The sequence below is a fragment of the Streptomyces sp. WZ-12 genome (genome assembly GCF_028898845.1).
Classification (GTDB): Bacteria; Actinomycetota; Actinomycetes; order Streptomycetales; family Streptomycetaceae; genus Streptomyces.
The window spans coordinates 7,149,288-7,168,960 of record NZ_CP118574.1; the positions used below are offsets into that span (position 1 = coordinate 7,149,288).

Genomic DNA, 19,673 nt, shown 5'->3' on the forward strand with positions numbered 1-19,673 from the left:
GGGGCGCCGCCGTGATCAACGCGAACGAGGTCATAGGCAGCCATAACGTTCTCTTCATTACGTTCGACTCGCTGCGCTACGACGTGGCGCGGGCAATGGTCCACGCTGGCCGCACACCAAACCTGGAGAGGGTATTACCCGAGGGGCTATGGGAAGAACGTCGCACGATGGGCAGCTTCACGCTCCCCGCGCACATGGCGTTCTTCTCGGGCTTCCTCCCAGTCGTCTCCGGACCCGCCCGCCCGGGGCGGCTGCTCGCCTGCTACGCGGTGCGGGGAACCACCATCCAGCAGCGCACGTACACCTTCGACGCTCCAGACATCGTCACGGGACTATCCGGACTCGGGTACCGCACCGTGTGCATAGGCGGAGTCGGCTTCTTCTCCAATCAGACGAAGCTCGGCTGTGTCCTGCCGAGCCTCTTCCAAGAAAGCCATTGGAGCCCAGAGACCGGAACGGACTGCCCTGAGTCCACGCGACACCAAGTCAACCGTGCGCTCAGGGTGTTCGATGAGCAGAAGGTGGGCAAGCGGCTCTTCCTGTTCGTCAACATCGCGGCCACCCACATACCCCACCATGTCTATCTACCGGGTGAATCGGTGGACTCGTGGGAGAGCCAATGTGCCGCACTCGCCTACGCCGACACTCAGCTTGGCCGGTTGTTCGACGCCGCGCGAAGCCTTGGCCCGTGGCTGGTACTGCTGTGCGCCGACCACGGTGATGCATTCGGAGAAGACGGCTACTACGGCCACGGCATCGCACACCCAAGCGTCTGGACAGTTCCGTACGCGGAAGTAGTCATGCCTGCTGCCACTCTTGCGCCGAAGGAAGCCAAAGCTTCTGGCCTTACGACGCCGTCGACGCCCTCGCGGGCGCATCCCTAAGTTCCGCCGCCGAGCCAGATGCCTGGGCCAGATGCCCGTCATGGGGCTCAGGCTCGGGGGCGGCTCCGAAGCCCCCGCACGGCGCGGCCAGGCGCCTGCGCTCCAACTCATTCTCCCTGCGTGGGATGGCAACCGCACCGTGCCGGGGTCACCTTCCGACTTCAACCCAAGTAGAAGGAATCCAGAGATTATGGCGACTCTGATCGTTCCCGCAGCGTTCACTACGTTGACCGCCGGCAGGTCGGAGGTAGACCTCGCCGGCTCCACCATCCGAGACGTACTGAACCAACTCGTAGAAATCTACCCGGACTTGCGCCGGAGAATCTTCATCGGCGACAGGCTGGCCAGCTGGATCAACGTGTACGTGGGTGACGACAACATCCGCCACCTCAACGGTCTGGACACCACGCTGGATGCAAGCGACACCGTGATGCTGCTCAACGCAGTAGCGGGTGGGTGACTGTGTTAAACCACGACTTGATCGAGATCCCTGCCGGGGTGTTCGCCATGGGCTCCAGCGAGCCTGAACTCGACGATATCGCGGCGTCCCAGCACTACCCCAGGGGCTGGTTCGAGGATGAGGCACCACAACACGCCGTAGCTGTAGGCGCGTTCCGCATCGACCGACACCCGGTGACCAATCGCCAGTTCCAGGCGTTTACCCAGGCGACTGGTTACCGCACCGTCGCAGAGGAGCGAGGCGTCGGCCTCGTCTACGGGGAGAGGTTTTGGGAAGAGGTGCCCGGCGCGGATTGGCGGTCTCCGGCAGGTATCGCTGGACTCTGTGCCGTTCGAGACCGACCCGACCACCCAGTAGTGCAGGTCACGTGGCAGGACGCCCGTACCTACGCACAGTGGGCAGGGCTGCGCTTGCCGACCGAGGCGGAATGGGAGTACGCAGCAACAGGGCCAGACGGAACGATCTGGCCCTGGGGAAACGACTGGAGGCCCACGGCTGCGAACACCGCTGAGCGCACCAACGAGGGGCCAATCACGGACATGCAGAGCTGGACGACGTGGTGGTCGCGGTGCCGCTCAAGCACGGAACTCCCTGGCACCACACCGGTTGGCTCGCTTCCTACAAGCAACTCGGCATATGGAGTGGCAGATCTCGCCGGCCAGGTCATGGAGTGGACGGAGAGCCGCTATCAGCCGTACGACGCACACCGTTCCTACGGCCCCTTCTATGAGCGGGTGCAGCGCGCTGGTTATCGCGCTCTGAGAGGAGGGGGCTGGATGAACTACAGGTTCCAAACCAGGACTCGCGAACGCATGGCTGCCGACGAGCAGTACACGACGTTTGCGATTGGCTTCCGCTGCGCGGCGGACGCCTGACCACACAAGAGAGGAATACCGTGAAAATTTTGATCACCGGTGGCGCCGGATTCATCGGCAGCACCATCGCCTCCGCTTGTCTTGATGTCGGAATCACCCCCGTCATCCTCGACAACCTCTCCACCGGACGCCGTGAGTTCACCAAGGACCGTGCCTTCTATGAGGGCGACGTCGCCGACGCCGGCCTGGTCGACAAGGTCTTCAGCGACCACCCCGACATCTACGGCGTGATCCACTGCGCGTCGTTGATCGTGGTGCCTGAGTCGATGACCGACCCGTTGCGTTACTACCGCGAGAATGTGGCGAAGGGCATTCTGTTCTTCGAGCACCTGGCCCGCAACGACTGCCAGAGGCTCCTGTTCTCCTCCTCAGCCGCGATCTTCCAGGCCGACGGTGAGCGCCTTACCGTCGATGAGGACTCGCCGCTCGCCCCTGGAAGTCCGTACGCGCAGACGAAGGCGATGCTGGAGAAGGTCATCGCCGATGTGAGCGCTGCGGGCCAGCTGCGCAGCGTCTCGCTCCGCTATTTCAATCCGATTGGCGCCGACCCGCGACTCCGCACCGGTCTACAGGTCCTCAAGCCGACGCACGCCCTCGGCGCGATGATCGAGTGCCACCACAGCAACAGCACTTTCACCGTGACCGGCACGGACTTCCCGACGAAGGACGGTTCCGGCATCCGTGACTACGTCCACGTCTGGGACATCGCCCAGGCACACATCGCGGCATTGCGGCAATTCGACTCTGTCCTTGAGACCGAGGCCGCAAACAGCAGCGTCATCATCCTCGGCAGCGGCAAGGGGACCACGGTCAAGGATCTCGTCCGAATCTTCGAGAAGGTGACTGGACAGCCCCTCACGCACGCCGAAGTGCCGCGTCGCCCCGGAGACCAGGCTGGGGCATACAGCGGGAGCAACAAGGCCGCCAAGCTCCTGGGTTGGCGGCCGATGCTGACTGTCGAGCAGGCCGTGCAGGACTCGCTAGCTTGGCACGCCAAACGCGCTGACATCCTTGGCCAGGTCGCATGAGCAAAGACGACTTAGAGCACGGAATCACCGGATTCCCTGAGTGCGACACCAAAGCGCACCAGGAGGCCCTGAAAGTACGCGAGAACCAGCAGCGCGACAAACGTGTCCTCGTCGCCTGCCTGATCCTGTTTGGGCTGTGGGGCGCTGCAATGATGCTCCTGTCTCACGCCAACTGACCCCGATTACTGGGGTAAGAAGCAAACGCAACAAGTAGCCTTGTTCGGCGAGCACAGCGAAGTACAAGTACTCGCCGAACAAGGCGCCCAGGCTTGACCCCGCGCCGTCACGGAATAAGCGCATCCGATGACGCAGCTCGGCTAACTCCTCTTAGAGATCCCTGCGAAGATTTTTTCCGCAGGGATCTTCAATATTTACGCGAGGAGTGCACGATGCCGCCCAGGAAGAAGGTTTCGCCCCGAGATCACTCGGCGATGGTCAATGCCGAGATCGTGGAGAACCGCGAAATGGCCGAGAAGGAGGCTGCCAAGCGGGAGTTGGCAGAGGCTCAGCTCGCCGAAGAGGTGCGCAGTCAGGTCGTGGACCTGACGCAGCCGGAGGCCGTTGTGGAAACGCAGCCGGTCGAAGTGGGAGACCCCGTGCGTGAGATGATGGTCGTGGAGGATATCAAGGACGTCACCATCGGCTATCGGCAGACATTTGATTTCGAAGCCGGGCGCAAGTACCGCGTACCTGCACACGTTTACAAGCACCTTGCTGAGAAGAAGTACGTGTGGGGGGCCTAGTGTCTTCCCCCGAGAACACTTCGCCCATTGGGATCGGCCGTCACTACAAGCTGCGGGCGCCAGAAGGCATGGGCATCGGTTTCGGCAAGCTGGAACCCGGTGATCAGGTACAGGTCGAGGAGATCGTCCCACAGGGGGCGATGAGGAACCCGATCCGGGACCAGGCATATGTCGGGTTCCTCTTTTTCGACGGCCGGATGCAGCCGGGAGAGCTGCTGGAGCGGCGTATCGCGTGCGCCGAATCGGTGTTTCGCCAGACCTTCGACCTGGTCGACGACAGCACCGCGACGGCCGGCCGGCCGTCAGATGGCCAGCACCAGGACGCCGACTGATGAGCGCGTTGATCCCGAAGCAGGTAGCCGCTGACATCACCCGGCTCCTGGTGGCCGCACCCGAACCGGACAACGCCCTCGTCGCCGCATACCTTCAGAGCCTGTGGGGTGAGGCGAAGGGCGACCGCCAGTTGATGTACCGGTTGCTGCCATCCGACTTCCTGGCTGCGGTGGCCACCGTCGTAAGTGCCGGGGGAGAGGCGGGATTTCGTAAGGACATCGAGCAGGTGAAGGAGTGTCCCAGGCGCCGGCGCCTTGCCCTGCTCTCGTCCGATCCAGGGTCGGGAGCGACGCCGGACGCCATCGACGCGCGGGAGATCACCGCCGCCGGCTATCAGCGGCAGAACCTCCAACTCAAGGAGAGCAGAGACGACCAGGGCCGTCTCTTGTACGTTAACAGCGAGATCCTGTTCGGCCCGCTGGTCCTTACCGGAGGCGATGGAGCGGGGACCGTGACCCACGTGGCAGCTGTCCTGGAGTCGTCCGACGCCGCTACTTCCCGGGTGTTGGCCGTATGGGAGTTGGCGGTCCCCTTCCAGGTGCATAGCGGCGAAACCGTCGCAGTCAAGACAGGCTCGGCGCAACTCGGAGTCGCCTGATGGCGCAGATGATCACCCCTGGTATACGAGACCTCTGGATGCAGGCATTGCTCCATCCCAAGGGCGATGTACAAGGCAGCCGTGTCCGGCAGTGGTACGAAACTGCCACCGCGGGCTTGCTGGCGTCGGCGGGTGGTGACGGCAGCGCCTGGCTGTCGAGCCTTAGCAGCCAGGTACTGGCTCAGCTCCACGACCGCTTCGCGCTGGCGCCTGACGGATTGGATGCATTCCTGACCGACTCGCGCAGCAACACCTGCTGGGTCATGCTGCTCAACGGCTCGCCTCGTGATGTGTGGGCTACTGGAGAGGCATTAGCCCGTGAGCATGAGGTCATCGCGGAAGGTTGCACGCCCCAGTGTGTCGACTTCGCCGATGGTGTTCAGGCCGCCGCTGATGGATCGGTCACGATCACCAACAGCAACACATTGGTCTTCGGACCCTTCACTGGCGCCTCCGGCTCCGGAGGCGTCATCGCGCACCTTGCGGTGCTCCCTGATCCGCTACGCGGAGACACCATCCCTATCGCGTACGCCGAACTCGACACTGCCGTGGTTGCCTCCCAGGGAGGCACTTTAGTCATCCCTAAAGGCGGCCTCACTTTGCGCATCGGTGGCGCCGGGCCTGTCGTTCGCTCTGCCTACCAGGCGTTGCTCCAGGCGACGTTGAGTGTTGCTGGGGGCGCCGGCGCGCTTACGCCGCTGATGCGGCACATGAGCGCGCACTTGAGTCAGTCTGGGGTCGACGCATTGCTGTACGCGGTGCACGACGACGTTCTGCACTGGCTCAGCGCAACCCTCAGCGCGAACAGCCAGTCCATCACCGCGCTGTTGGCCGATCGTTCCCACAGCCCGCAGGACTTCGACTTCACACCAGACCTATGGGTACGGCTACTTGCCGATAACCCGGGCGTAGAACCCACGATGGACGACATCCTCGCTGCCGAGCTTCTCGCCCCCGGATACACGGCACAAACGGTTGCCCTGGCCGGCACCTCGTCCGGACACAGCCTGAGCAATCCCCAGCGCGTGGTCTTCGGGACCTTCTCCGATGTCGACGGCTCCAGGACCCCCGCCACCCACGTTGCCCTCACCTCAAACTCCGCCACGGGCCATGTCGTCGCCGTCTGGCCCCTCAACACCCCCGTCCGGGCCCGACAGTTCGAAGACCTCGTCCTGCCGGAAGGGACGTTGCAACTGGAGGCCACCTGATGGCAGACCTCGTCAAAATCATCGGCCGTGTCCGTGCGCAGGTCGACGACTACGGCACGCCATACCGCGACGTCCTCACCGGAACAGGCGACCTCGACGAATTCGACCTGTCCGAAGCCAATGTGACCGTCGACCGCGTCTCTCAGATCTCCGGTAGCACCATCCTTGATCTCAAGGCCGAGCAGGACTACGCCCTCGACCAGCGCCAAGGCCGCATCATCTTCCTTGGCAGCACAGGAGCACTTCCGCTCGGTACAACGGTCATCGTCGAAGGCCGGGCTCAAGGCATGTTCACGGACGAGGACCTGACACAGCACATCCGAGACGCTCAGCTCTGGCACTGCGGCAATCGTGTAATCACCACTCGGTACCGCTCGAAGGAAGGATTCATCCGCTACGCAGACGAGCCGTTGACGCTGGACAACCTGCCGGAAATCGAGGAACTGCCACTGGCCACCCTCGCTGCTGTCAACGCGTTGTGGCAGATCGCCACCTCCACCGCACCCGAACCCGACGTCCAGACAGCAGAGGGCACGCACATCAGCCGTGGCCAAGTCTACGAGCAGACCATGGACCAGATCACGGCGCTCACCAACCGTTACAAGGAGCTGTGCGAGCAGCTCAACGTCGGCATGTACCGGATCGAAGTCTCCACCTTGCGCCGCGTCTCCCCAACCACCAACCGCTTCATCCCCATCTTTACCCCCCGCGAGTTCGACGATGCGGCGTACCCGACCCGGCAGCTTCCGCAGATCGACCGCCATGCCGAAGACCCGTCCGGAATCCCGTCACCGATCCTTCCGGGCCTGACCGGATGAGCCGCGCCGACCGCAAGCGAGGGCTCTGGTCACGAGCACAGGCATCAGCCGCCATCGACCGGGGCCTGCGCGCGTGGGCTACGCGGACCGGCGATGTCCTGGCCTGGTACCGGTACAACCCTGGCGCCTCGCAGCTCGATGACGTCTACGACGAAGGCAGTGGCGACGGCCGCTCCTACTGGGGACCGATCACCGTGCCTGTCCTGAACGCCTACCGCGACCAGGGCCCGGCCGATCGCACCGAGCAGGGCCTCTACCAGGTCGTCCCTCTTCAGATCACCGCGTCGCTGCGCCAGCTGGAGCGCGTCGGTATCACCGACCCAGTGCTCTACCACTACAAGTACCTGCGCGACTGGATCGGCTATGAGGGACGGCTGTACAGGATCGAGGAGATGCAGGTACTCGGTCGGCTGCGTCGCCGGGACACCGTCGTCGCGATGACGTGCTCGGAGATCAAGCAAGACGAACTGAGCGCCGACCCTCTATTCGCTACCTACCGTGAATTCCACAGGCGACTCCTGAATGAGCCCAGGTAGTTAACTACCTACATTCAGCCGGTGTGACTCTTGATCTGCCAGCGATCATTGAGCAGAGGTCAAATCATGCCGTGGCTGAGAAATGAAGATGCCGCCATCAGGCGCAAACTCCATGGCCTGTCCGTCAAAGACGGGGATGCGGGACTGCCCGTCGGTGTGCGCTTCTCACTGCCCGAAAACGAACTGGCCGACCAAGCCTTCCCGCTGATCATCATTGAACGGACACGCGCATCCCGGGACCCCAGTAGGGAATGGCGAGGAGATGTTCAGCTCAAGTACGCACCCGAAGGCTATGAACCCTGGCCTGACATGGCTGATCCTTCGGCATCTCCGTACTTCACGCGCGACCCGATCCCATATCTCATCGACTACCAAGTCACCGTACTGGCCAGAAAACAGCAGCACATCGCGGAACTCGCGGCCCTGCTGTCGGCCTTCGAATACCTACCGGCCAGATTTGGTTTCCTAGAGGTCCCCGAGGACGGCACGGTCCGCAGCCTCGACCTCATCGGCGGTCCCGAGTTCCCCGCCGGCTGGGACGAACACCGCAAACGCCTCTTCCAGGCCGTCTATCTCGTCCGAGTCACCAGCGAAGTGCTCGGTGAGGTCAAGAAGGCGCACTCCGTTGAGAAGGTCGTCCAGACCTTCCATGACACTCAACCCGCTTGGCCGTCCTAAAGGAGACCGCATGGCCAACTATCGGCGCCCCGGGATTTTCGTCGACGAGACTCTCACGCCCATCCTCGTCAACGACGCCCCCGCAGGGGACTTTGTTTCGTGCTTCGTCGGCGAGCACACCTACGGGCCGAGTACCCCAACTCTGGTGCGCAGTTGGGCTGACTTCGTCACGGTCTTCGGTGGCTTCGGCACCGGCACCCATCTCCTGCCATTCGCTGTCCACCAGTACTTCAGCAACGGAGGCCGCGCCGCCTACATCGTGCGCGGAGTAGCCAAGGACGCAAAGACGGCCCAGCTGACACTGAAGGACCGTCAGGCCCCCGCCAGCGCCGACGGCGACACACCCAAGCAGAAGGCAACGGGCAGCCCGGCAGACACCCTCCGGATCACCGCCAAGGCGGCAGGCAGCTATGGCAACGCCATCTCGGCGAGCATCACCGACTCCAACACCGGTCCGGGACGCTTCAACCTCTGGATCAAGGTCGGCGGTGATTCCACCGCAAACGTCGTCGAGCGTTTCAACGACATCACCACGGACCCTGCCGACTCGCGAAACATCGTCGCCATCGTCAACGCGCCGACCACTGGCTCCAAGGTCCTCACCGTCGAGTACCTCAACCAGCCCGTGTGGCAGGCCGACTTCACCCCTGCTCCCGTACAGGACGCCTCGCTGACCGGCGGCGATGACGGAGCCACAGCGCCAGACCTCGTCGCCGCCACCATGCAGCTGGAAGAGACCGGCCAGGCGCTGAACATCAACCTCCCGGGAGTATCCGACGCCAGCACGCTCAACCCGATCATCGATTGGTGCGAGAGCTACGGCTATGCCTTCCTCGTTGTCGATGCGCCGCATCTCGACAGCGGCGCCAGCGTGGACCAGGCCGTCGACAAGTACCTCTCGCTCTCCCCTTTGAGCAACCGAGGAACAACTCCGGCCCCGCTGCGTTCCTCTTCCTACGTCGCGATCTACGGCCCCTGGATCAGTACGGCCGACCCGGCAGTTGCAGCCATCGGCGCAACACGGCTCCTGCCGCCTGGCGGCGCGGTGATGGGCAAATTCGCAGACCTCGACGTCCAATACGGCCCGCACAGGACCCCGGCCGGGCCCGAGGCATCCCTCAAAGCGGTCTACTCCGCACAGTACCGCTTCACTGACGCGCAACTTGATGCCCTCAACCAGGCAGGTATCAACGTCATCCGCCAGGTGCCAAACGCAGGATTTTGCATCATGGGCGGACGGACCGTGCGGGCTGGATACCCGGACCGGTACATCGCGGTGCGGCGATTCCTCGTTCACGTACGCAAGGTCCTCGTCGAATCAACCCAGTTCGCCATCTTCCAGCCGAACACACCTGACCTATGGGCATCGTTGTCCGCCATCGTCACACAGCGGCTCACCGAGATGACGCAAACCCAGATGCTCAAGGGATCGACACCCGATCAGGCATTCCGCGTGATCTGCGACGCTACCAACAACACCTCAACCACGGTGTCCAATGGCGAAGTGCACATCGATATCGGACTCGCCTTGGCACGCCCCGCCGAGTTCATCGGAGTCCACATCGGCCAGTTCGAGGGCGGATCGACCTCGACAGATTCTCTCTAAGGCGGGAGCGCATCATGGCAGGAAAAACCAGGACCACCGTCGCCCAAAAGTCGTCGTTGGCTTCCATCTCGACGGACCCTCTACGATCGTTTAAGTTCCACGTGCAAATTAGCGGGCCTCAATCTCTCCAGAACGCCTATCCCAAGCTGGGGTTCATGGCGGTAAGTGGCCTCAGCATGACGACTGACGTGATTGCCTACCGAACTGGTGGCAACAATGTGACGACGCAAAAGCTCCCGGGGCAGTCGGACTTCAGCCCGATCACCCTATCCAAGGGGTTTTGCCCAGGCGATCAGCAACTGCTCAACTGGATGTATCAGATGTTCTCGGTCATGCAGGGAGTAGGCGAGACCTACGACACAAAGACCGATTTCCGAGCGACGATCGACATTATGCTCATCGATCACCCGGTCACTACATCCACTGCAGCGGTCAAGGCAATCTGGCGTGTCTACAACGCGTGGCCCACGGCCATTTCTTTTGGCGACCTAGATGCCGGACAGAACATGTACGCCGTCCACCAAATGACCTTCGCGCACGAGGGATTCGACGTCAAGGTGGCTCCCAAGGCAGGGCCCACCGGGATCTCCCTCTGACGCCCCAACCCAAGCTACATTCAGGAGAGTTGCATGACCGTGAGCTACGACTGGACCTTCGATAGCGGCAATACTCAGCAGGCCATCAACCCGGTGACCGAACCTGCTGGCGCGAACGCAGCAGCCCAGCAGGCTCTCACCGAGTCTGTCGGCCCTGCCCCTGCTCCACCGATCCCAAATGACAGCGTCGTAACCCTGCCCGTCGGCACAGACATCGATGGGCAGCTTGTACGAGATGCCGAAATCCGGGAGCTGACTGGCGAGGACGAGGAGGCCATCGCCAAGGTAGCGACCAACAGCCGCGAGTTCTTCAACGTCCTCCTCAACCGAGGAGTCACGCGAATCGGCACGAACGCGCCGACGCCCGAACTGCTTGACCAGCTCTACATCGGCGACGCAGACGCGCTGCTGCTCGCAATTCGTGTCGCTACCTTCGGCAACAAGTTGGAGATGACCAACGTGCGCTGCCCGAACTGCGACGAGCGCATCGACGTCACCATCGACCTCGCCACGGTCCCACAGCGCGGCCTTCCGCCGCAGCCACACAAGGTCGACCTGCGCACGGGCAGCACGGCCTACGTGAAGTTCCCTAAGCGAGCAGACCAGGCATACATCCTGGCCGACCCCGATTCCAGCGACGCGCACAGGAACACCCTGCTCTTGGAACGGTGCCTCGACCGTGTTGAGGCACCCGATGGGACGGTCACCCAGGGCAGTCTCAATGTCGCCCGACGGATGGGCATTGCCGACCGGCGCACGATTCTCCTCTACCTGGCTGACAACGCACCCGGCCCGGAACTAGCAGGCATCTCCGTGGAGCACGCGGGCTGCGGGAAGGAGATCCCGCTGCCGCTCACGCTGACGGACTGCTTTCTCAGCCTCTGACATCGAATCAACTCTGATCGACTACTCGTCCCTCGTCCTCGCCTACGGGTGGACACCCTCAGAAGTCAAGCAACTCACCGTGCGAGAACGCGAGTTCTGGCGCGACCTGGCCCTGTGGAACAAGGAACGGAAGGAGGCGGCCAGCAATGGCATCCAGTGACGCATCGCCGCTCAACGAACCGAATATCGCCGGCCGCCTCCTCGGCACGAACAACTTTGTCAAGGGCGTCGAAGACACCGAGAAGCAGATCAAGAACCTCGGGAACTCGCTGGGCCGAATGAACCGGGCCATCGACGCACTGACAGGGAAAATCCAAGGCACCGGGCGCAGCGCGGGGCAGTTCCCTCGGGCGAACAGGCCGACAAGCGCGGGCCTGGCGCAAGCCCCCACACAAGCCGGTGGCTCAGGCATCATCCCGCCGGGTGCGGCGGTGGCGACACGGCATTCGGACAGCAACCGACTCCCCGTGCTCCGGCAGCAGTTCGCGCCCCGGATCTACACCACGACGCGCCCTCAGGACCTGCCCCGCGTCGAGGTAACGCGGCTCGATCGCCTTCCCGCCGTGCGTGACCAGTCAACCCCGCGCATCACCACAGTCACGCGTCCCTCGGAACCGCCGTGGCGCCCACTGACCCTTGTAGGGGGAGGGAGAGGGGGAGGCGACGACGGTGGTTGGGGTCGCGGAGACAGCGAACGGTTCAGCTTCGGGCTCGGACAGGCCACGCACCGGGCGGTGTCATGGGGCGCCGGCAAGTTTCGGCGCCGTGTAGACCACATGACCTCGCAGGCGTACGAGATGGATCGGTACGCCACCTATGCCTACACCCAGTGGGGAGACCCGAATAAGGGGCAGTGGACGGAGAAGAACCGCCTACGCAATGACGCCATGCACAGCAGCACGGCGACCTCGACCGAGGATCTGAATACCGGGCTCTTCGAGGTCGATCGCAGGCTGGGTGCCGGGCGCTCGGACGCACAACGGCGCATCCTCCACAAGCGAGCGTCTGGATACGCGGTCCTCGACCCCAGCATGGGCGTCGCTGATTCCGCGCAGATGATGACCTCGATGTACACCCCCCAGGCCAGCATGATGTACCAGGTCCTGGGAGTTGGGCCGACCATCGGCGCGGGCGGCGAGCGCATGTCCCAGGCTGAGCTCAACGAAAACCTCCTCAACCGGGTCTACCGGGGCGGCGGTTACACCCTCAAGAACGTACAAGCCGATAGCGAGCAGGGCGGTGCCCTGCGTACCACTCTTGAGTCCATGGCCCGCATGCAGGGGCAACCCCAGGACTGGGTGGAAGGCCGTCTCAACCAGCTCCAGGCACAGGCCAAGTGGCAGGAACACACCGGCGGCAGCGCCGAGGAGTTCGACAGACTCCTCCAGGACGCTGGCGGCACGGGGAACAAGGCGACGAAGGCCCGAAAGAAGCTGGATGAGGGCGGCCTTGACACCGACAACCTGATCAACCAGCGCAAGCGAAAGGAGGGGGAGGAGCGCCGTCACGACAGTCAGATGATGGACGCCTTCGCCCCCGCAATGCAGGCGACCACCGACGTCGTCATCCAGTTCAGGGAGGCACTCAACGCAGTCCTAGAGCTGCCTGGACTGAAGCAGGTCAGCGGCGGTGCGCAGGGAATCGACGCTGGATCAGGTAGACGTCTCACCAGCACGTTGGGCGGCGCGGCGTCAGGCGCGTTGATGGGTGCCGGTATCGGGTCGGTCGTCCCCGGGCTCGGCACGGGAGTCGGCGCTGTCGTGGGCGGCCTGGCCGGAGGCATTGGAGGTCTCATCGGCGGTGGCGCCGACAGCGGAGGAGGCGCCAGCGGCAGCGAGAGGAAGCCCACCAACACGACGCGGTCCAACCTCATGCAGGGCAACGCGAACTCGGCGATACACGCCGCGCTGAGCCAGATTGGGCTGGACTACTCCTGGGGCGGTGGAGGCCCAGGTGGCCCCAGCGAGGGGTTTGCACAAGGCGCAGGGACGGTCGGCTTCGACTGTTCGTCGCTGATGCAATTCGCCTACGCCAAGGCCGGTATTCGTCTTGGACGCACCACGTACGAGCAGATAACCCAGGGCAAGGGCGTCGACTACAAGGAACGGCGTCCTGGCGACCTCATGTTCCCGAATTCCGGGCACGTAGTGATGTATCTGGGGAATGGCAAGATCGTCCACGCGCCGCGCAGCGGACAGAAGATCAGAATCGACCCGGAATCACATTTCGGCAAGTACATCGCCGTTCGACGACTTGTTGCCGGCGGCGGAGATACATACGACGGAGGCGACGGCAGCAAGTCCTCCGAAGGCGGGGCAGGCAACGACAATAGCGCGAAGACCGGAGAGTCGTCAGTCAACGCCGTCGGTGACGCGTACGGCAGCGCCAACGAGGTCGACGTCCTCAGGGCAGCCCTCGTCACGTCCGCTGGCTCTGCGGCAGGCGCCGGAAGCTCGCCGAAGGAGAAGTCCCGAGACGATGGCAGAGACTCAGCAGACACTTCAGCTGCCTCGATGGACGGTTCCAGCGGATCTGGAGTCCAGAGGTGGAAGGGAGTCGTCCAGACCGTCCTGAAGCAACTGCGGGAGCCTCTCAACAAAACCGGGCTCGTCCTCAAAGCGATGGACAAGGAGTCCGGTGGCAGTCCCACCGCAGTCAATAAGTGGGACTCGAACTGGGCGGCGGGCACACCGAGCGTGGGCCTCATGCAGGTCATCGGTCCCACTTTCAAGGAGAACGCGGGACCGTATCTGCATACGGGCCCCTTCTCCTATGGCGTCTCCACCAACCCGGCAGCCAACATCTACTCCGCCGTGCACTACGCCCGAAACAGATACGGCAGTGGCTGGGCTGAGCGCATGGCCGAGCCACGCGGCTACGCGGTGGGCGCCTGGGAGTTGCCCGCCGACGAGGTCGCCCAGGTCCACAAGGGCGAGATGATCATTCCCGCCCAGCAGGCACGGACGATTCGCCAGGCACTGCTCCAGGACGCAGTTCCAGTTAAGTCACCAGCTGCCGAGGCCGCTCGCACGAGCGCAGCTGGTACGCCAGCAGGTGGTGGGGGAGTCGCGCTGCACTTCACCGACGGAGCAATTCGCATCACCGTCGCAGGAGGTTCCACCGGTCCGGCAGCCCACCAGATAGCCCGTCAGATTGTGGACCACATCGCCGCTGACGAGCGCATCAAGCAGATCGGAGCCGGGGTCTAGGAATGTTCGAAAACACGAAGGAACTGAGCGCCGACCAGCGGTCGAACGAGCCCTGGGACAGGCGTCAGACAGCAACAGCTGGTGTGTGGGCCGGAAATGGCGCGATTGGTGAAGGAGCTGACGGTTACCACAACGAGCTGTACAGCCGCCGCGGGTTCATCCAGACCGCGAAGTCCAGCGGCGTCACGGTGGCAGAGACGAAGACGCTGCGCTTCTTGTACAACCCGTCCACCGTGGCCGTCACGCACGGGCTTGATGGCCAGAACATGCAACTTGCCCAGTGGCAACGATCAGAGAACATGACAGGAACGGCACTTCTGCCGGTCAACAACTCGTGCAGCTTCTCCTTGCTTTTTGATCGGACCTTCGATGTCCTCGGCCCGAGGAACAAGCCCTCCGCAAAGTTCGGGGTGATGTACGACGTCAACATGCTCTACAACCTGTGCGGCATCAACCAGAAGGTGAAACCCAAAATCGACGGCTTTGAGGACGACGGCGACTGGGGGGACGGCAAGGGCAAGCCGTCATCCGACGCCGGCGAGGTACCTCAGACCATCACCGGCCCCATGCAAATGAACCCGGTCGACATATACTTCGGCGGCCATCGCAACCTGTACTTCTACGGATTCATCAGCAACATCTCGATCAACTACTCACACTGGGTGCAGGAAATGATCCCGACCCGGTGTGCCGTCAGCCTCACTGTCACCGGCCTGCCCAAGTAAAGGGGAACTTTCGTGATATCGAGCAGATCCCGGTACGCGCAGAACGGAACCGAGCTGGTTACCAGCCCTGACGGCGTGACTCGTAAGGTGATTTCACCAAGCGCTCAGAAGACGGTGCGCACACGCGCGCGGCGCTACCGATGGAAGGAGGGCGACAGAGTTGACCTCCTGGCCCACCGGCACTACGGCGATGCCACCCAGTGGTGGCGGATCGCCAATGTTAACCCGCACATTTTGGATTGGACCGAGCCCGAATCCGGAACAGTGATCAGGATTCCCAATGTCTCTTAGGATGCACGCTCCGCACGCCGCGATCGTGTACCCGCAGGTCACCTCGACCAGACAGTTCGTCACGCAAGTGACCCTCCACCTGGGCGAGAACTTGCTGCCGGTGGCCGAGGTCAGTGTCGCATTCTCCGCCCCGCTCCGAGCTGATATCCAGGGGTGGCTGCTGGCGACCGGGCGCCTGATACCGGAGAAGGCCCCGGTGCACCTGGTGTACGGCTCGGGCCCGCACCAGAAAGCCGACTTCTTCGGCTACGTACAGTCGTATTCGATTGTCACCAGTGGGGATGACACCCGCTTCACCCGGAATTCTGAGGTGACCGTCGTCTACACCCTTGTCGGGGCAGCCGATCCACTTCAGACACAGGCCAACCGGACCTGGCTGGCCTCGTCTCCCTCCTACATCGCCCGCACCATCTGCCGCCGACACCTGCTCGCGCCGATGATCCAGCGTGACCTGGGACGTCTGGGCGCGCGTGCGCAAAACGCCCGCAGTGACTGGGGATTTCTACGGGACCTGGTCGACGAGTGCGGCCTGCGGGTGATCGTGGACAACACCGACCTCTACGTCACCGACCCCTTGGTATCGCTCCGCGAGGGGCAGGAGGTTCCCGCCTTCTTCCTGACCAAGCTTCCCGGCATCCGGGACACGGTCTTCGACTTCCGTGTCACCAGTGGGGAGTTGGACCCCACCAGTGGTCGCCGCACCCGATCGGAAGCCCACGGCTACAACCGCTCGACCCGCCACCTGTTCCGGGTCGTCGACAAGGCCACCGCCGGGGCGGGCACCACGACCTTCGCTACTCAGCTACCCAGCGCGTCCCAGACCATTGCCACCCGCCGGGCCGTCAGCCAGGCCGCCAACGCGCAGCTTTGGGTGCAGGCCACCGCCCGCGTGCGCGGGGACGCCCGGGTACGGCCAGGGACAGAGGTATGGATGCAGGGCGCGGGCATGGGTCCGCGCAACGTCGGCCAGTGGATGGTGATGACGTCGGTGCACCACCTCCAACTGCACCACAACGACGCCCGGAAGTCGGTCTATGAGCTGCACTTGGGACTGGGGCGCACCCGTCCCGAGGGCCTGGACGCACAGCCCCGCTCACAGGTCCTGCCGCCTCCGGTACGCACGGTGCTGGCGCAGGGGCGCTGGCGTGCCGAACACACCGGAGCCGCCTGATGAACCAGCTGGGCATCTACTTCGGCGTGGTCTCCCACACCAAGGACCCCGAGCAACGTCAGCGGGTCCGGGCGAAAGTTCCACAGCTGTCGGGCGACAGCCCGCAGCCCTGGGCTCTCCCGGCCTTCCCCGGATCACGTGTGCCCGCCATTGGTGAAGAGGTGTGGATTTTCTTCGCCGGAGGTGACCCGCACAGCCCCGTCTACGTCTCCAGCCCGTGAAATCGGAGGTCCTGGTGTCCCAACAGCTCGCAGTCCCTTTCGCGTTGGACAAGACCGGGAAGATCGCCGCGATTGAAAACCGCGACCGACAAACTTCCCAGCGAGTTCGAGCCGTTGTCGCCACCGGCCTCAACGAGCGAGTCATGCGCCCAGACTTCGGCACCGACTTGGGGCCCTTTCTCTTCGAGGTGAACGACTCGGTGACGCGTCAGGCGATTCGGCACGCAGTGCAGGAATCCCTGGACCGTTGGGAGCCGAACGCCATCATCAAGGGCATCGAGCCTTTGGTGAAAGACGAAGAGCAGGGCGTAGCCGACGTCTACGTGGACATCGGCCGAGCTAACACGGACCCCGAAGCCACAGATGACATGGAGGATGAGATCGTCGTCCGCCCTGGTGGTCGGGTAGACATCTATTAATAGTTTTCCCCTCACCGGCTCCACGATCTAAGGGAACTGTTTCACCGATCGTGGAGTGCGCATGGTTAAGGGAGCGTCCGTCAAGCCCGCCATTGACTATACGTCGCGGGACTTCGACGGATTCCGAGACGCCATGCTCGACCATGCTGCCCAGATCTTCCCTGAGTGGACGGGGAGGAACGCCGCCGATTTCGGTGTCGTCCTCGTGGAGTTGATGGCCTACATGGGCGACATCCTCTCCTACTACCAGGAAGCCGCCGCTCGCGAGGCTTTCCTGAGCACCGCTACCCGCCGGGAATCCATCATCGAGCTGGCGCGCATGCTCGGTTACACACCTGACGTTGCCGCCCCCGCTGCCGGAACCGTTGTGCTGGCGACCGAAGAGGCGCAGGCTACCGACGTCTTGGTACCCCAGGGCACGAAGGTCACCACCGCTTACCTGCCGGAACTCGACGGCCCGCTGGTGTACGAGACCATCGCGGACACCACGCTGACCGCCAAGGGCGGCAGTGCCGCCATTGGGGTCGTTGAGGGAACCACCGCAGGGACCGTCCCGCTGACTGTCCGGCGGCGCACCGGCCAGGAGCACGAGGTCCTGGTCGAGGCCCTGGGCATCTCCAATGGGCAGCGTGACCAGCGCATCACCCTGGCGGAATCCCCAGTCATCCTCGACAGCATCCGCCTGTGGGGAGACGGCGGAGAGGATGCCATCGAGTGGCGGCGCGTGGACTCCCTCATGGAGTACGGCCCCTCCGACACCGTCTTCGAAGTGTCGACCTCTCTGGACGGGAGGACTGCGCTCGTCTTGGGCGACGGCATCACCGGTGCCACCCCCGCTCTGGGACAGCCGATGTACGCGGCTTACCGAACCGGAGGCGGCAGCCGGGGCAACATCGCCGCCGGAGCCCTGGTCGACATTGCCGACGGACTTGCCGGCGTGTACGTGGTCTCCTCTTCCGCTATGACTGGCGGCCGTGACCTCGAGAGCCTGGAGTCCATCCGCGCCAGTGCGCCAAAGGCCCACCGCACTCAGGACCGGGCAGTCTCCCTGCGGGACTACGCCGATCTGGCTCTGTCCGTGTCTGGCATCAGCAAGGCCCGAGCGCTCGCTCGCCAGACCACTTCCGTACAGGTACGCGTCGTCGGTGCCCACAACTCCATCCCGTCGGCCGAGTTGCTCGACAAGACCGAGCGTTACCTCCAGAATCGGGCGGTTGCCGGAGTGAGCGTCATCGTCTCGCCCGGCGTCCTGGTGCGCGTGCACATGGGCACCAAGGACACCCCGATCCTCCTGGGGTTGTACCCCAACCACCGCCGTGAAGACGTTCTCCTCGCCGCGTCGCAGGCCCTGCAAGGACTGCTGTCAGACGTCGACACCGACTTCGGCATGACCATCCCCGTCTCCCGTGTCTACGGAATTCTCGACGCCATCCCAGGAGTGGAGTACGTGAAGATACCCTTCCTCACCCGCGACGGGGCAGTACAAACCGGAGCCCAGGACATTGTGTGCCGTGACTGGGAGATACCCATCCCCGGCAACCTCTACATCGCCACCGACGGGGGTCTGTAATGCCTTCTCACTACCCCCAGGCTGTCCGCCGCTGGCCCAAGCACGCCAACCAACTCGATTACGTGATGGCGGAGGACGTCAACGAAATCCAGGACGAAATCCAGGGCATCAGCACCACCCTCGGCGTCATGCCCAACGAGTACCAGGACTCCAAAGGCACGACCACCCGCTACACCAGTGTCGACTCCCGCCTGGACAACATCCAGCGGGACATCGAGAAGTTGCGGTTCTACCAGGACCAGCTGCTCGACGCCTCCAAGACAGGATGGAACCTGCCGGTCAGCGCGTACCGGGCTTCAGGCACGCCGATTCCGGCGACGGTCAACCAGGTCAACCCCAATACCCCGAACAGCGACTGGTACCCCGTGAAATGGGACCAGGCTGTCGTCGATCCCCTCGAACTTGCGCCCAAGCCCACGTACTGGCTCACCTGCCCCAAGACCGGGTGGTGGATCGTGACCGCCCGCGCCTTCATGTGGCGCTCCTACGGCCCCGCCACCCTCGAACACTCCATGTTCTGTGAGATCAACCTGCTAGGAGACGGGTCGATCCTCGGCAGCGACGGGGACTCCATCAACCGGCAATCGCCAGGCTATCTGCGCACCAACCCCAGCTACTCCGGACCCTGGTACCAGGGCGAGAAAATCGGCGTCCGTATCCGACACATGGACAGCATGCGAGTCAACAACAGGCCGAGCTATCCCGATCCCGTTGGCACGCAGACGGCCTACGCCTGGCTCGGTCTGACCTACATCCGCGCTCTGCCTGGCCAGGGCGACAAGCGCCCGGACTGGGACGTCGACCCCATCGGCATCTGAC

At 63.5% G+C, this 19,673-nt stretch carries 23 protein-coding genes; all 23 read left to right on the forward strand.

All coding sequences use genetic code 11. From position 1 onward, the window contains the following. Window positions 1–11 precede the first annotated feature (11 nt). Window positions 12–884, forward strand: a complete 873-nt coding sequence (locus PV796_RS31095; protein WP_274916883.1) for an STM4013/SEN3800 family hydrolase — start codon at window positions 12–14, stop codon at window positions 882–884. A gap of 190 nt (window positions 885–1,074) precedes the next feature. After that, window positions 1,075–1,344: a MoaD/ThiS family protein gene (locus PV796_RS31100; protein ID WP_274916884.1), complete on the forward strand. Its 270-nt coding sequence runs from the start codon at window positions 1,075–1,077 to the stop codon at window positions 1,342–1,344. A 17-nt stretch (window positions 1,345–1,361) separates the two neighbouring features. Continuing rightward, window positions 1,362–2,219 carry a formylglycine-generating enzyme family protein gene (locus PV796_RS31105; protein ID WP_274916885.1) on the forward strand — a complete coding sequence of 286 codons (858 nt, stop codon included), beginning with the start codon at window positions 1,362–1,364 and terminating at the stop codon, window positions 2,217–2,219. A 20-nt stretch (window positions 2,220–2,239) separates the two neighbouring features. Further along, window positions 2,240–3,247, forward strand: a complete 1,008-nt coding sequence (gene galE / locus PV796_RS31110) for a UDP-glucose 4-epimerase GalE (protein ID WP_274916886.1) — start codon at window positions 2,240–2,242, stop codon at window positions 3,245–3,247. Further along, window positions 3,244–3,423 (forward strand): hypothetical protein, encoded by a 180-nt coding sequence (locus PV796_RS31115; RefSeq protein ID WP_274916887.1) that lies wholly within the window; start codon window positions 3,244–3,246, stop codon window positions 3,421–3,423. Before galE ends, PV796_RS31115 begins: the two co-directional genes overlap by 4 nt. Window positions 3,424–3,636: 213 nt before the next feature. Further along, on the forward strand, window positions 3,637–3,990 hold the full coding sequence (locus tag PV796_RS31120) for a hypothetical protein (RefSeq protein ID WP_274916888.1): 354 nt from the start codon (window positions 3,637–3,639) through the stop codon (window positions 3,988–3,990). Beyond that, window positions 3,990–4,322: a hypothetical protein gene (locus tag PV796_RS31125; protein ID WP_274916889.1), complete on the forward strand. Its 333-nt coding sequence runs from the start codon at window positions 3,990–3,992 to the stop codon at window positions 4,320–4,322. The genes PV796_RS31120 and PV796_RS31125 overlap by 1 nt, the downstream gene beginning before the upstream one ends. Next, entirely contained in the window at window positions 4,322–4,921 is a 600-nt protein-coding gene (locus PV796_RS31130) for a phage tail fiber protein (RefSeq protein WP_274916890.1), read from the forward strand. The genes PV796_RS31125 and PV796_RS31130 overlap by 1 nt, the downstream gene beginning before the upstream one ends. Continuing rightward, entirely contained in the window at window positions 4,921–6,129 is a 1,209-nt protein-coding gene (locus PV796_RS31135; protein WP_274916891.1) for a hypothetical protein, read from the forward strand. Before PV796_RS31130 ends, PV796_RS31135 begins: the two co-directional genes overlap by 1 nt. Then, entirely contained in the window at window positions 6,129–6,947 is an 819-nt protein-coding gene (locus tag PV796_RS31140) for a hypothetical protein (RefSeq protein WP_274916892.1), read from the forward strand. Before PV796_RS31135 ends, PV796_RS31140 begins: the two co-directional genes overlap by 1 nt. After that, window positions 6,944–7,483 (forward strand): hypothetical protein, encoded by a 540-nt coding sequence (locus PV796_RS31145; RefSeq protein ID WP_274916893.1) that lies wholly within the window; start codon window positions 6,944–6,946, stop codon window positions 7,481–7,483. The genes PV796_RS31140 and PV796_RS31145 overlap by 4 nt, the downstream gene beginning before the upstream one ends. A 66-nt stretch (window positions 7,484–7,549) precedes the next feature. Further along, entirely contained in the window at window positions 7,550–8,161 is a 612-nt protein-coding gene (locus tag PV796_RS31150; protein WP_274916894.1) for a hypothetical protein, read from the forward strand. A gap of 10 nt (window positions 8,162–8,171) precedes the next feature. Next, the gene (locus PV796_RS31155) at window positions 8,172–9,767 is read left to right on the forward strand and encodes a phage tail sheath subtilisin-like domain-containing protein (RefSeq protein ID WP_274916895.1); all 1,596 of its coding nucleotides are present in this window, start codon (window positions 8,172–8,174) and stop codon (window positions 9,765–9,767) included. 14 nt (window positions 9,768–9,781) lie between these two features. Beyond that, window positions 9,782–10,363, forward strand: a complete 582-nt coding sequence (locus PV796_RS31160) for a phage tail protein (RefSeq protein ID WP_274916898.1) — start codon at window positions 9,782–9,784, stop codon at window positions 10,361–10,363. A 33-nt stretch (window positions 10,364–10,396) separates the two neighbouring features. Beyond that, window positions 10,397–11,248, forward strand: a complete 852-nt coding sequence (locus PV796_RS31165) for a T4 family baseplate hub assembly chaperone (protein WP_274916900.1) — start codon at window positions 10,397–10,399, stop codon at window positions 11,246–11,248. A 146-nt stretch (window positions 11,249–11,394) separates the two neighbouring features. Beyond that, window positions 11,395–14,457: an NlpC/P60 family protein gene (locus tag PV796_RS31170; RefSeq protein ID WP_274916901.1), complete on the forward strand. Its 3,063-nt coding sequence runs from the start codon at window positions 11,395–11,397 to the stop codon at window positions 14,455–14,457. A 2-nt stretch (window positions 14,458–14,459) separates the two neighbouring features. Continuing rightward, window positions 14,460–15,182 (forward strand): hypothetical protein, encoded by a 723-nt coding sequence (locus PV796_RS31175; RefSeq protein ID WP_274916902.1) that lies wholly within the window; start codon window positions 14,460–14,462, stop codon window positions 15,180–15,182. A gap of 114 nt (window positions 15,183–15,296) precedes the next feature. Next, window positions 15,297–15,473 (forward strand): tail protein X, encoded by a 177-nt coding sequence (locus PV796_RS31180; RefSeq protein ID WP_274919314.1) that lies wholly within the window; start codon window positions 15,297–15,299, stop codon window positions 15,471–15,473. Between the two features lies 1 nt (window position 15,474). Then, window positions 15,475–16,644, forward strand: coding sequence for a hypothetical protein (locus PV796_RS31185; RefSeq protein WP_274916903.1), 1,170 nt, complete (start codon window positions 15,475–15,477; stop codon window positions 16,642–16,644). Continuing rightward, window positions 16,644–16,865 carry a phage baseplate assembly protein V gene (locus PV796_RS31190; RefSeq protein ID WP_274916904.1) on the forward strand — a complete coding sequence of 74 codons (222 nt, stop codon included), beginning with the start codon at window positions 16,644–16,646 and terminating at the stop codon, window positions 16,863–16,865. The genes PV796_RS31185 and PV796_RS31190 overlap by 1 nt, the downstream gene beginning before the upstream one ends. A 14-nt stretch (window positions 16,866–16,879) precedes the next feature. Beyond that, the gene (locus tag PV796_RS31195; RefSeq protein WP_274916905.1) at window positions 16,880–17,284 is read left to right on the forward strand and encodes a GPW/gp25 family protein; all 405 of its coding nucleotides are present in this window, start codon (window positions 16,880–16,882) and stop codon (window positions 17,282–17,284) included. A gap of 61 nt (window positions 17,285–17,345) precedes the next feature. Next, window positions 17,346–18,854 (forward strand): baseplate J/gp47 family protein, encoded by a 1,509-nt coding sequence (locus PV796_RS31200; RefSeq protein ID WP_274916906.1) that lies wholly within the window; start codon window positions 17,346–17,348, stop codon window positions 18,852–18,854. Further along, window positions 18,854–19,672 carry a hypothetical protein gene (locus PV796_RS31205; RefSeq protein ID WP_274916907.1) on the forward strand — a complete coding sequence of 273 codons (819 nt, stop codon included), beginning with the start codon at window positions 18,854–18,856 and terminating at the stop codon, window positions 19,670–19,672. Before PV796_RS31200 ends, PV796_RS31205 begins: the two co-directional genes overlap by 1 nt. The last annotated feature ends 1 nt before the right edge of the window (window position 19,673 follow it).